11 protein-coding genes are annotated in these 13,944 nt (G+C 49.7%); 3 read left to right on the top strand and 8 right to left on the bottom strand.

Annotated elements, in window-relative coordinates:
- The first annotated feature begins 18 nt into the window (after positions 1–18).
- Entirely contained in the window at positions 19–2,034 is a 2,016-nt protein-coding gene (locus JW499_RS10860) for a GGDEF domain-containing protein (RefSeq protein ID WP_205210618.1), read from the top strand.
- Positions 2,035–2,508: 474 nt separating this feature from the next.
- The gene (locus tag JW499_RS10865; RefSeq protein ID WP_205210619.1) at positions 2,509–3,837 is read left to right on the top strand and encodes a Na+/H+ antiporter NhaC family protein; all 1,329 of its coding nucleotides are present in this window, start codon (positions 2,509–2,511) and stop codon (positions 3,835–3,837) included.
- An 88-nt stretch (positions 3,838–3,925) separates the two neighbouring features.
- Here JW499_RS10865 and JW499_RS10870 read toward each other — a convergent pair whose 3' ends face one another.
- Complete coding sequence (locus JW499_RS10870; protein WP_232846347.1) at positions 3,926–5,110, bottom strand: MFS transporter; 1,185 nt, start codon at positions 5,108–5,110, stop codon at positions 3,926–3,928.
- A 114-nt stretch (positions 5,111–5,224) separates the two neighbouring features.
- On the opposite strand from JW499_RS10870, the gene JW499_RS10875 reads away from it, so the two are divergent.
- Positions 5,225–6,055, top strand: a complete 831-nt coding sequence (locus JW499_RS10875; RefSeq protein WP_205210620.1) for an AraC family transcriptional regulator — start codon at positions 5,225–5,227, stop codon at positions 6,053–6,055.
- A gap of 99 nt (positions 6,056–6,154) precedes the next feature.
- Here JW499_RS10875 and JW499_RS10880 read toward each other — a convergent pair whose 3' ends face one another.
- The 7 genes from JW499_RS10880 to JW499_RS10910 form a co-directional block, all read right to left on the bottom strand.
- Positions 6,155–6,403: a hypothetical protein gene (locus tag JW499_RS10880; protein ID WP_205210621.1), complete on the bottom strand. Its 249-nt coding sequence runs from the start codon at positions 6,401–6,403 to the stop codon at positions 6,155–6,157.
- 525 nt (positions 6,404–6,928) lie between these two features.
- On the bottom strand, positions 6,929–7,906 hold the full coding sequence (locus JW499_RS10885) for a GGDEF domain-containing protein (RefSeq protein WP_205210622.1): 978 nt from the start codon (positions 7,904–7,906) through the stop codon (positions 6,929–6,931).
- Between the two features lie 359 nt (positions 7,907–8,265).
- Entirely contained in the window at positions 8,266–8,682 is a 417-nt protein-coding gene (locus JW499_RS10890; protein ID WP_205210623.1) for a hypothetical protein, read from the bottom strand.
- Between the two features lie 38 nt (positions 8,683–8,720).
- Positions 8,721–9,350, bottom strand: coding sequence for a 3'-5' exonuclease (locus JW499_RS10895; protein ID WP_205210624.1), 630 nt, complete (start codon positions 9,348–9,350; stop codon positions 8,721–8,723).
- 5 nt (positions 9,351–9,355) lie between these two features.
- A complete protein-coding gene (locus tag JW499_RS22830; protein WP_205210625.1) occupies positions 9,356–10,108 on the bottom strand; it encodes a YehS family protein in 753 nt (250 codons plus the stop codon).
- A 107-nt stretch (positions 10,109–10,215) separates the two neighbouring features.
- Positions 10,216–11,160 (bottom strand): 2-hydroxyacid dehydrogenase, encoded by a 945-nt coding sequence (locus tag JW499_RS10905; RefSeq protein ID WP_205210626.1) that lies wholly within the window; start codon positions 11,158–11,160, stop codon positions 10,216–10,218.
- A 31-nt stretch (positions 11,161–11,191) separates the two neighbouring features.
- The gene (locus tag JW499_RS10910; protein WP_205210627.1) at positions 11,192–13,687 is read right to left on the bottom strand and encodes an EAL domain-containing protein; all 2,496 of its coding nucleotides are present in this window, start codon (positions 13,685–13,687) and stop codon (positions 11,192–11,194) included.
- Between the last annotated feature and the right edge of the window lie 257 nt (positions 13,688–13,944).

Consider the following 13,944-nt stretch of genomic DNA (forward strand, 5'->3'; position numbering starts at 1 on the left):
CAAGGCGCTCGCTAAAAAATGTTAAACCTCCTGCTTCTCTTCACTTTACTCATGTCAGCCGAGATGCTGATCATGCAGGCGATGCAGAGGCTGGAGATCGCAATCAGTTTCTTCTGGCTGGAAGTATTCCTGGACGCGGCACTGATCGCCTTCATTACGGTTGCCATCGTACGTTTCTTTATCAAAACAAACCGACTGACGATCCGTCATGATCTGAATAGTGAGTCCGTCCTGCTGCGAACAGGGCTGATCGCTCTCACCGTTGAGACCATGCTGATGCTGATCTTTCCGCTGATCAGGGTGTCTGCAACCGGGTTTGCTGTGACGTTATCCGATGGGGTGATATTCTCACTGATCACCACACTGTTAATACACTACTTACTGCTGAAGCCCACAAACCTGGTCCCTGTAAACCAGCGTACGCTGATCGATAAAATCCTGGCATTGCGGGGTTTTCTCCTGTTTTGCTATCTCTCCTCCCTGAGCTTGTTTTTGTTATTACTTCTGAATGTTTATCAGCAACAGCAGCAGAGTTATATAACCCAGGCGGTAGCGGCTGAAAAGCCACAGCTAGCCCTGATCAAAAACAGCCTCAACGATCACATATCCAAAGCGGCTCTGGATACACTGATGCTGGCACGACAGGAAAACCTTCAGGATCTGCTAAGCGGTGACCCTGAGGCTCGTACCCGACTGACAAACGACTACCTTAATCTGGCGGCCATCAAGCCGGTCTATGAACAGATCCGTTATCTCAATGCGCAGGGCGTAGAAGAGATCAGAGTTGATCAGGGCAGTATTGATCCGGTCGTCATCAGCACTGAAAACCTGCAGGACAAACATAATCGATATTACTTTAAAGACTCATTAAAGCTTTTAGCGGGGCAGGTTTACATCTCCCCGATGGATCTCAACATCGAACACAAACAGATTGAGCTGCCCTTCAAACCGATTGTGCGCACCGCGTCTCCGGTTTTCGATCGCCAGGGCAATAAACAGGGTCTCGTAATCATCAACCTGAATGCCTCCGCCCTGTTCACTCAGCTGAAAGGCGATGCAAAGAATACCGCCGGCGAATTGATGCTGCTTAATGAGGATGGCTACTGGATGTTTGGACGGGAACGTGATGCGGCCTGGGCCTTTATGTTTCCGGAATATAAAGACAGGACCATTGAGAAATATTATCCCGGCATCTGGCAGAAGATTATAGGCAAAGACCGGGGGGCTTTTCTGTCACCTTATGGCTATTTTATATTTGATACCATAGCAACTGGCCGGGCAACGCCAGAAGACCCGCAGCACAATAAGCTGGCTGCAGAACTGCACTGGCCAGAGTGGAAACTGATATCACTGGCAAGCCCTAACAGCCTTTCCAAAGCTTACAGTAATTTTCTACCCCCACTGGCGATGTTTTTTGTTCTGACCGCCATGGTTACCGGGGTAGGCACCATCATGTATTTCAGAATCCAGCGAAAAAACCTGATCTCGCAGCAGCAGATTGAGCACCTTGCCCATCATGATGTGCTGACCGGCCTGAACAATCGCAATATCTTTATTCAGATACTGGAGCTGCAACTGACCCAGTCCAGGCGCACACAAGAACCTTTAGCACTACTTTATATGGATCTGGATCAGTTCAAACCAATCAATGACCGGTATGGACATGAGGCCGGGGATTATGTGTTAAAGCAGTTTGCGGCCCGGCTGAAGCAGATACTGCGGGAGAGTGACCTCCTGGCACGATTGGGAGGGGATGAATTTGCCGCGCTGCTATCCTCCTACGGCAACAAACGTCAACTCGAGATAATCGCCGAACGAATTATCAGCGCGACAGAAGAACCTGTTTCCTTCCGCGGACAGCAGCTTCAGGTGGGTATCAGTATCGGTATTGCCTTACACTTTCAGGGGCTGCCTCTGGAATCACTTCTGCATGAAGCCGACCAGGCGATGTATAAAGCCAAGCGTATGCAAAGCAACAGCTACTGCTTTGCCGAAGCGCCCGAGGAGCATCAGAAGGTACAAATAACCTCGTAACTCAATATTATGATCAGACAGTATCTTGATAAGACAGACAATATCTTGATAAGACAATGTCGTGATTAAATTGAGCACCACGATCTGACAGATTAACATCTCCTTCCAGCGGCTGTCGGGTACCTTTAAAAACTTCAGAACCGTTTTATTCCCTTGGGTTATCAACAAACCCTATTTATAACTAAATAATAACTTTTATGCTGAATCAATATTAGCGCTTGCCCGGTGAACCAGTATAATCCCGAGCCTTAACAGTATGGTTTCCCTACCAGAAGCCCTGCTTATCAATTTTTATGTCTGTATTCCAAAAGAATGACAGGCTTTTTATTGCTGATTCTGCTTATCTGCAGAACAACGTTGTTTTAAAGATCCTGTGAATTTCCCCTGTTGCTGAGATACAGCCTGCGGTGATCTTTGCTGTTCGTATTGATAAAACACTTCAGCATAATGTTTTCTGTACTCCGGGAGTCTGAAATGAGAGCAAACCCGTTCGCTCTGTTACCGCTATTACTCTTTCTTGCCCTGTTTATCGGCAGCGGCGTTTACTATCAGTCAGCTAATGTTGATTTCGCCTTCTATCAGATCTCTGCGCCGGTCGCGATTCTGCCTGCGATTGTGCTGGCTCTGCTGCTGGATCAGGGCACACTGAACCAGCGCCTGGAAACCTTTATCGCGGGGGTTGGCGACAGCAACATCATCACCATGTGCCTGATCTATCTGCTGGCAGGAGCCTTCGCCAGCGTCGCAAAAGCCGTTGGCGGCGTGGATGCCACGGTCAATTTTGGTCTCAGTGTTATCCCTTCTGAACTGGTGCTGCCGGGTCTGTTTGTAATTACCGCCTTTATCGCCACCGCGATGGGCACCTCCATGGGTACTATCGCAGCGATGGCACCTATCGCCCTGGGGCTGACCGGGGTCAGCGATCTGTCACTGCCGCTTTGCATCGGCGCAGTGGTTGGCGGAGCGATGTTCGGCGACAATCTGTCCATCATCTCCGATACCACTATTGCCGCCACCCGCTCGCAGGGCTGCGATATGCGAGACAAGTTTCGTATGAATTTTAAAATCGCCCTGCCCGCAGCGCTGATCACACTGGGCTGGCTCTATCTGCAGGGGGCCGATGCCAGCATTACGCAGGACAACGACTACGAACTGCTTAAAGTACTGCCCTACCTTGCGGTGCTGGTGATGGCGCTCAGCGGTCTGAATGTATTTCTGGTCCTGTTCAGCGGTATTCTGCTGGCCGGCGCTATCGGTCTGACAGGCGTGCAGGAATACTCGATTGCACAGTTCTCCAAAGATATCTATACCGGCTATACCGGAATGCAGGAAATTCTGATTCTGTCGATGCTGATTGGCGGTCTGGGGGCTCTGATGAAAGCACAGGGCGGTCTGGAGTTTCTTGCCCGACTGATTGATCGCTTCACAATACAGAGCGATAAATCAGAAGCCAGCCCCCGGGCGGGTGAAGCGGCGATCAGTACTGCCGTCGCCCTGACCAATATCTGTACCGCCAATAACACCGTTGCCATCATTATCTGTGGAGGCCTGGCGAAAGATATCGCCACACGTCAGCATGTTGACCCACGACGCAGTGCCTGTCTGCTGGATATATTCTCCTGCGTAGTGCAGGGGCTGTTACCCTATGGCGCACAGGTATTGCTGGCAGGCTCAATCGCCGGTCTGTCCCCCCTGCTGATCATCGGCAATATCCATTACAGCTGGTTGCTGGGGATCATCGCGCTGGGAACCATTGTGTTTGGTAAAACAGTGTCCAGTGCTAACACTAGTCAGGCTTTATAAAGCCTCGTGCTGCCAGAGTCGTTCCAAACTAACAACGGGCAGGTGTGCAGCGCTGCTGTCGTAAGCGACGCGGCACACCTTTTGGCGATTACACCGGTGCTATTTTACCCGTAAACGACACAACCTCCTCCCCGGGTTCCGGCTTCTCAGGCACCATCCGCGCCAGTATCAGCGACACCCCGCCCAACGCCGCGCCGGTGAGAAACACAGCAGCCGGAGAGATAATCCATAACACACCATAGGCGGCAGGCAGCACCACTGCAGCGATATGGTTGATGGTGAAAGAGACGCCTGCCGTAGACGCCAGATCCTTCGGATCGGCAATTTTCTGCAGATAGGTTTTCTGCGCTATCGCCATAGAGAACAGCAGGTGGTCGGCAATATACAGCCCCACCGCAATCCAGGGATCTGACACAATAGCGTAGGCCGTGAACACAATAATCAACCCGATATACTCGATGGTCAGGGTTTTACGTTCACCCCAGAAACCGATCAGCCTGCCAATCCTGGGGGCACAGATCATATTCAGAGCGCCATTGATGAGAAACATGATGGAGATCTCACCGGCAGAAAAACCAAACTTTTCCACCATCAGGAAACTGGCAAACACCATGAAGATCTGCCGCCGGGCACCGCCCATAAATACCAGCGCGTAGTACAGCCAGTATCGTTTGCGTAGTAGCAACTTTTTATGTTGCTCAACCTTGCCCTCCATACGGGGAAACGCCAGCCAGCAAAACAGAGTTATCGCTATGGTAACCCCACCGCCCAACAGATAGACGGTTTGCATCGATAAGCCGGAGATATCCAATGCCAGCCATACCAGAGCAAACGCCACCAGGCTGGCAAACGAGCCAATCGCCACCATCTGTCCCAGACGGTGGGGGGCTTCCTCCTTGCTGAACAGCTGCAGTGACAACGACTGATTCATAGTCTCGTAATAGTGAAACCCCAGCGACATCAGCACGGTAGTACAGTAGAGGCCAACCTCGGAGGGGAAGAAGCCGGTGGCCGCGGTACCCAGACCCAGGAGCAACATCGATACCAGAGCCAGGGTCTGTTCACGCATCAACACCAGCAACAGCACTGCGCCAAAAGAGATAAACCCGGGAATCTCACGCAAAGATTGCAGAATACCGATCTCAACCCCGGTAAAAGCCGCTTTCTCAATGGCAAAGTTATTCAGCAGTGCCATCCACACCCCCATCGACAGAGGCATCGCGCCCGCCAGCAGAAACAAAAACAACTCCGGGCGACGGATAAGATTCATCATAGTAACTCCTGCACAGGCGGACATGTTTAACAACGCAGTAATACCCGACCTGATAACTCAATTAATTTCTCAGACTACTTTAAAAAAGATCCAATCTGGCGTATACAATAAAGCATGCCAACTTATATCGAGAAACAGACAGAGCTACCTGAAATTCCCAAACACTGGGTAACCCTGGATGGAAAACCGGTCAACCGGCTGGAACACGTTCCCCGTCAGGTCGTGATTCGTAAAGCTGACCACGAAGCAGGATTTTACTCGCCCTACCATAGTCATGGCTGGGGACAACTGCTGTTTATCGCCGACGGACTGATTCAGGTGTCAGCCCGGGATATTGGTTACTGGGTGGTACCGCCGCAACGGGCAGTATGGATTCCCGCCTTTATCGAACACGATGCCCGCACTATCCATCCGGTACAGATGCGCAATGTCTATATTGCACCTGAAGCTTCCAGAGATCTGCCCGATCATTGTCAGGTCATCCATGTAACCCCCCTGCTGCGGGAGCTGATTCTGGAGATGGTCTCCTTTGATACCCTCTATGATGAGGATGGAACACAGGGGCGTATCGTTCAGGTGTTTCTTGATCAGCTTAAAACGATTCCCGAGGCCCCTCTCCACCTGCCGCATCCCAAAAGTAAATCCCTTATAGAGATCGCCCACAGGCTGAGGGATAACCCCGCCGACCCGCGCTCGATTGAAGAGTGGGCAACCGAACTTGGCACCAGCGCCCGCTCTCTGGCTCGCCACTTTCGCCAGGAAACGGGGATGACATTCGGGCAGTGGCGCCAGCAGGTGCGCCTGCTGGCAGCACTGACCCGCATCGCCCAGGGGGATGCAGTAGCCAATGTTGCCCAGGACCTGGGTTACAATAGTCAGAGTGCCTTTATCACCATGTTTCGCAAAGCACTGGGAAAAACACCAGGGAGGTATTTTGAGCTGTGAAACGCTCAAAAAGTGGTTAGAAAAATCGGGAGGGACAGCAGCATTTTAGATGGCCAAACACTTATGACGACGCTTAATAACAACACTTAATAACAGCGCTCAGTCACCGCCGCCATCACCACCACCTGAATCGCCATCAAAGAAACCACCGCTATCACCGCTATAACCATCAGACCGACTGCCGCGACCACCAGATCCCATTTTTAAAACCAGCCATACAGCAAGAGAGGCGCCGAATATCAATACGCCTAATGGCGCCACCATATTAAACAGCGTTTGATCTGAATACAGATCGGTGTAATGCCATGAGATCCAAAGCCCAGCCATAATAATCACGATTGATTTCATGATGCTTTCCCTATGGTTCGTCGTTATAACAATTCATAACTACCTGTTCAGATCAGCTTCAGGACGCTCTACAGAAGCCATTTTTAGCGGTTAACTGGGTATTAAAGTACTTCAGCAAGAGGATAGATCTCCCCATCACCAGCTTAATCCCCCATTGCTTCTTTTCGCTCACGTTCATATTGATCGTAGGATTCTTTGTAACGATTCACGCACTCATCATATAACGGGGGTGGCTGCTTAGAACATTCAAACCTGTTACTAAGCTGCATACTTTCAAAAGAACCACTATTGGTACAGCCAGTGATAAGAAAAAAGCTTAGATAAAAGAGTTTCACTTTCATGATTCTACTCCCGTTTTTACGGGTGCAGGAATCCAACCGACAGCGCACATCATTGTTATCCCTGAGAGTATAATAAATGCTTAATACGCCGGACGGCCTGCCCGGCTCACTCTCTGAATGATACGGGAAAAACGGGAAGCTAACGACCTCACCAGATGAAAGATAGAAATAAAGCGGCTGATTGTTATTTCGCTGGGACAACCCACTCACCGCATACCCGGTTGCGTCCCTCCTCTTTCGCCCGATAAAGTGCGCTGTCCGCACGGGCAACCAGTTCCTGGATCTCATCGCCGGCGTGTCTTTCAGCCACACCGAATGAGACAGTCATCTTAATATCAGAACAAAACGGATCGCTATTCACCAGGTGACATAACTCTTCAGCTTTGCTGACCGCGGCATCACAGCTGGCTTCACTGAGTACGATGGCAAATTCATCCCCCCCGAGACGATAGATGGTATCAAATTTTCTCAGCCTTGAGCTCAGTAACTTCAGAACAGCGCAGAGAACCTCATCCCCTTTTACATGGCCAAAAGTATCGTTGATGGCTTTGAAATTATCGATATCCAGGACGATGAGCGACAAGGGGGTATGCTGCTCGGTTGCTGAGGCAAAAAACGGTTCCATGTGATAATCAAACAAGCGACGATTACCCGCACCGGTTAAACCGTCCTGAGTCGCCTGCTGCGTAAGCACATCCTGATGACCCGCCATACTCCTGAAAACGATATATGAAAAAACATTCACCAGGGTAATGGTAAAAAGAATACTCAGTTGTTCGATCAAAACCAGTTGTGTATTGATGATTGGAAAGATCGCAAACAGCGCCAGTATATTGACAATCAACGCTTCCCCGGGTTTGAGCAGGAAGTACCCGGTAATCATGGTTGGATACAACCAATAGATAAGCGATGGCCCCTTGATGTTAACTACCAAGACCACCGTGACGAGAAATAGAGCGGTGAGGATAACACTGGCTAATCGCAACTTATTGCTTTTAATAACATACAATCCGATCAGGGCCGCGCCCACTAAAGCGGTAGAATCAACCGCAACCATCAGCCAGAGCCGGTCCATCAAACGCAATACGATAAACGGCAAAACCCCAATAACACAGGCGGCGCACAACCCCAGAATAATATTTTTTTTATTAAAAGACTGCATAGTTACCTACCGTCAAATCTTCTACTCTTCACCATATATCTGATCGTCAGAGAAGTAACCTGAATAAGTCCCCACAAAGAGATGTATTTGTGCAGAAGCCTGCACCAGAAAGCACTGTTGTCGCGTTTCAGAAGGCTTTGTAAGCTGGTATAAGGAATTGGTTTTCGAAGCCGGGATGAGGCCGAGCAGACATACTTGATTACATTGAACAACTCTACGACCAGAGGAAAAAGCGGAAGCGAACTCAAACCGCTGTTAACTGACTGTCCAAAGAATCGGGGTAGAACCAGATGCAATCACTGCAGGATGCAGCTCCTACATGTAAAACTGACGCTCTTATCCAGCAGCGAAGCCTCAGTCTAACTACTAATATGTAGTATCAAAGCCGTTTGAGAGTCAACCGCGTGGTAGGTCTCCTCTAACAGTTCAAACCCGGTGAAGATAATCTCCAGCGCCCGGTCGTTGGTCAGTAATAGCACGATGGTATAGTCTTTAGTTCTTTCAATCTCGTAGGCGCCGGATTTAAACCAGCTGTTGGCCAGCTCCAGCTGTTCCAGATAGTCTTTACGGGAAACTGAGTGAAACTCCAGCGGGATAGTATCGTTGCCTTTAAACTGCACCGTTGTGTAGGTTTTCGGCACTGAGAGAAAATCCCGTTTAGTGGCATAGACAACCGTCAGCAGTGGCTCACCCTTCGGGCTATGACTGATAAAGGAGCAGTCAGTGCCTGGCTCCGTTTCCAGCGCGGGAAGTTCTGAAAATTTCTTTAAAATCATGCTGAAAATATCCTAAAAACGATTATGACGCAGCGTTCTCAGCGTATCAGCTGAGCGACCTTCTGACCATGCCCACTGTCCTGCAACCCCTGCACAATCCGCAGTGCGGCATAGGCGTCATTAGCGGCATAAAGTAACTGCGCATCACTCAGTTTTGGCAGCGCCCAGTTAGAGGTTGAGACTCGTTTTGATTTGTTAAACTTCTGCTGAAACTGAACCGCAACAGCCGCTTTAACCCCCAACTGACGCCGGTAACCCAGTTGCCTGTAGACCGTATCCAGATCGAGAATCCCCTGAATCTCAACCCCGAATTTACGCCGGATATGGCTGCAGTCTGACTGCAGGCCAAAACCAGCTTTAACGACTTGTTTCGCTTCCAGCACCTGACGGATAAGCGGGTAAGCCTCCTCATCATGCAACTGAAAAATATAGCCGGTCGTGGCGGTCGACAACTGCACCACATGGGGACCATCAGAGGCCTGATCTTTACGAAAGACCGGTTTTGATTCGGTATCAAAGCCAACAAAATCGCAACTCAGCAGATCCTGAAGAGCAGATGTCAGCGCCTCAGCGCCACGGGGTTGTTGTATCTGTTCCAGTGTCATGCCCGGAAACGGGGGAAACAGAGCGATCTCCTCCCGGGTGGGAGGCAACAGTTTCTCTTTCATGCGGCTCAGCTCTTCTTCGTGCTTTTCGCCAACGCCTTAGCCCAAACAGAGTTAGCGTCAATGACAGTCTCTGTAGCAGCCGTTTCAGTCGCGACCTTTTTAGCGGCGGGCTTTTGAGTGCTACTGTTTCTCTGAGCAGACTTTTTCACATCGCGTTTTTCACCCGCTGGTTTATCAACGACAAACTGAACATCCGCTGCCTGACGCTTTTCAGCAGAGGGTTTCCGCACCGGTTTATCCGATGTGGCGACAGCCGTGGCCGTGGTTCGCTGAGGTCTATCCGCTTTAACGGAGGGCGCTTTATCACGCATCTGGCTCTGTAATCCGCTGAGAAAGTTGCGCAGCACCTGATCCTGACACTCGCGGTAGTTCTGATGGCCCTGTTTGCGGAACAGAGCACTCAGCTCATGTTTGCTAAGCCGCACACCGGCCAGCTTAAGAATTGCCAGAATATCATCGGCGGTCAGATTGAGCGCAATTTTAAGCTTACGGAAGATAATGTTGTTGTTCAGACGCTTTTCCGCCACCGGCTGATCGCCCTCCTGACGGCCACGCTTTTCGATAATCAGACCGTTCAGAAAGCTCGCCATCTCAAAATCAGGCATACGGATATAGCCAGCCTCTTCCTCTCTTTTCAGCCAACTGCTCAGCTGCACCCGGGTTACCGCCAGCTCAGCATGACGAAACACCCCGATCATTTTGGTATCACTGAAGTCAAAGGTATAGCGCAGGCGGCGCAGAATATCGTTATTGTTCACAAAAAAGATCCGGACAGAGAGGAATAAGGCTGGCACTTTAACACAGATACCCCCTGTTCAGCCCGTATTCTTTAAAACCGGATGGTTTGAAAACCGTCGTTTGAGGCTTAATAGCCGCGTGCTTTATCAACAGACTGAGGAAGGCTGCCTTCGGACAGATAACGACTGATATTGTCGGCAACAATTCGACTTGCTGTGGGAACACTGGTGGGCGCCGAGATATGCGGTAACAGGGTAGTATTGGGATGTCCCCACAACCGCGATTGTGGATGCAGTGGTTCCTCTGCGAACACATCTAACACTGCATGACTGAGCTGTCCCCGATCCAGAGCCTCAAGCAGATCCGATTCAACCACCGTCGCACCGCGGCCAAAGTTGATCAGTGCTGCGCCGGTTTTAACCTGCTGAAAGAATGCCCGGTTCATTAAGCCCAGAGTGGCAGGCGTCAGCGGCAGTAGATTGACAATAATATCCGCCTTAGCGAGCAGCTCTGACAGCTGCTGCTCCCCGGCATAGCAATCGACAGAGTCAATCTGTTTAGCTGAACGGCTCCAGCCAGACACACGAAAACCGTTATCCACCAGCCGTAATGCACTGCACTCCCCCAGCTTGCCCAACCCCAGAAGTGCGATATGTCGATCACCCGGATCAGTATAGGATAGCTGTCGCCAGTGACTGTCCGCCTGCTGCTGGCGATATCGGGGCATATCACGGTGCAGATACAGCACCCAGGCCAGCACCGCTTCAGACATCGTTCGTGCCAGCTGCGGATCGGTGAGACGAACAATCTCAAACGGCATATGTGACAGATTGGCCATCATCCCCTCGACACCAGCCCACACTGAGTGAACCCACTGCAACCGGGACAGCTGTGCAACCTCCACCGGATCAGGATTCGCCACAATAGCGATCTCTACCTGCCCTTTATCTACCGCGGATAGTTGAGAGAATTCACAGATATCACAACCGGATAACTGCGTCTGAATTGTATCGATCCAGTCGCAGGCTTCCTGACGACTGAGCTGATGTATAAAAGGGATTAAGGGGCGCATACAGCTCTCGTATTACCGTGTTCACTAACAACTATATAAAATAGAGATTGCCAGCACTCTCGCTATAATTTTTCACATCATCCATAAAGCGGATAAATTCATCAATAGGTATTGGCCGGCAGAAGAGATATCCCTGCCCCATCTCACAACCCAGCCGAATCAACTCTTTCAGCTGATCCTGAGTTTCTATTCCCTCAGGGCATACACGCAAGTTAAGTGATTTCCCCAGTGAGATAACATTTTTCACTATCGCCAGGCTGTCATTATTATCCCCCATTCTCTGAATAAAGGACTGATCAATCTTCAGAACATCAATATTGAACCGCTGCAGATAGGTCAGGCTGGAATAACCCGTACCAAAGTCATCCAGCGCAATGACAATCCCCTGGTTATGCAACGCTTCGATAATCTGCTGGGCGGTCTCAATATTTTGCATCAGAGCGCTTTCGGTCACTTCCAGCTCGAGCATTTCAGGCGGCAAACTACTCTGGCCTAGTATAGCCATAACCCTGTCAACAAAGTCTGTCCGCTTCAGCTGAGAGGCAGAAACATTCACCGCCACAGGAACTTCAGGGTGATCTGGAAGCCATTTGTCCGCATCGGAACACGCTGTTTTCAGCACCTGTTCACCCAGTTGCTCAATCAGGTTTAACTCTTCCGCTACCGGAATAAATTCACAGGGCGGGATCAGCCGTCCACTTGAGTCCCGCATTCTTACCAGGGCTTCTACACCCACAATCCGGTATTCCCAAAGGGAGAACTTAGCCTGGTAATGCACTTCAAAACTCTGATTCTTAACAGTTGTGCGGATTAGCTGCTCGATCGCATGCCTGGAGAGCAAGGCTTCTTCCAACTGATTGGAAAAAAAGCAGTGGCGCCCCCGGCCCTCGTACTTGGCCCGATACATCGCCACATCGGCCAGTCGCATCAGATCTTCTTCATCAGTCGTATCCTCAGCCGCAATACTGATGCCCATACTCACCGACAGTCCACACTCACCCTCGGTCAGCTTAAAAGGTGTTTCCATCTGTTTATGAATATTGACCGCCATCCGTTCGACCTGACTTATATCATCAATGTACGGGATAACCATCGCAAACTCGTCACCACCGATTCGGGACAGCGTCGCACGGGACTCATTCAGTTTTTTAAGCCGGTCAGCCACCTGTTTAATCAGGCTGTTCCCCTGGGTATAGCCCAACGAATCATTGATGTATTTAAAGTTATCCAGATCGATCAGTATTAAAGCTGTTTTCAAACCCGAGGCTTGTGCAAATGCAATGGCATCCTCAAGCCTTTGTTGTAACTGAACCCGGTTAGGTAATCCGGTCAACTGATCATGGTATGCCAGATAATCCATCTTATCCGAGATCGCCACCGTATCACTGAGATCCCGGAACACAATCACCGCTCCGGTGATTCTACCATCGGTATCGGTAACGGTGGCGGCAGATCCTTCGATGGGATAGACGTTACCATCGTGACCGGCTAACTGGCTGTTAGAGGAAAGGTAGTTAACACACAGATTCTCCAGTGCCAGAAGTTCTGGACTATCAATACGGTCACCGGTTAATCCATTGTGTAAAACAAAGACCTCTTCAATGGGGAGACCGTATGCGGCTACGGATGAAATTCCGGTTAAACGTTCAGCAATCGGATTCATATAGGTAACCCGGCCGTCGGTATTAATCGAGATAACACCATCGCCAATTACATTAAGGGTGACATTATAGTTTTCATTTTGCAGTCGCAGCTCGCGCTCAGTTCTTTTCAGCGAGGTGATATCTATAAGTGTCAGCAGATAACCCTGAATTCCTGTCACCGGAGTTGTATTAACAAAGTTCACCTGAAGGTGTCGTTCACTACCGTTATGCAAATAACTGATCTGGGGGGCTGAACCGGCTTTTTGTGTTGCGAACCGCCTTAACAGCCGGGCTAAGCGGGGAGGTAACAGATCATCAATCGACCGACCGGCCATCTCCATAGCTGAATGACCAAACCATGCACCCTCAGGGTCATTACTGTATTTATTAACCCAATCCCGGGTCCAGTAAGTGACCTGCACAGGCAAACTGCTAATCATCGATGTTAATGCCTGGTGTTCGAGTTTAACCTGCTTCACCTGGGCAGATTGCTGCAGGTGATTTTTTACTTTCAGACGACAGTTTTTAACATTGATCGGTTTAGTCAGATAATCAACGCCCCCGGCCCCCAACGCCTGTGTTTCGATCACTTCGCTTTCATTGGCTGTAATAAAGATAACAACCGGATGTTCAAATTCAGGATCGGCTTTGAGAATTTCGCACACCTCGATACCGCTTAAATCCGGCATACTGATATCGAGCAGGATGAGGTCCGGACGATATGAGCGAGCCTGCCGAAGCGCAGTTTCACCACAATCCGCTTCAATAATCTCCGCCATACCACTGACGGCGTCTGCTAACAAAAGACGGGTAGCTTCATCATCATCGACTAATAAAACTGTTAGTGGTGCCTGAGTATCCATTCTCATTATTCCCATACTCATCTAGGTTAGGGGTACCCCGCGTCAGGGGAGGTGAAACAGCCTGTTGCAACTACCAGCTTCCAGGACTTAGGTTCTGATTCAATTATAGACAATCTTTAACATTCCACTACTATACAAACTCTACACTCAGGTTATGAAACAAGCCTAAAAGACCATGCAAAAAGTAAGTAATATATTGATAGTATTGAAATTTTATAAACAAGCAATTGACGCACAAACAGTCACACACCAAAATTAGTAACAATAAGAGTGTAATT

This window comes from Amphritea pacifica, from assembly GCF_016924145.1.
GTDB lineage: Bacteria > Pseudomonadota > Gammaproteobacteria > Pseudomonadales > Balneatricaceae > Amphritea > Amphritea pacifica.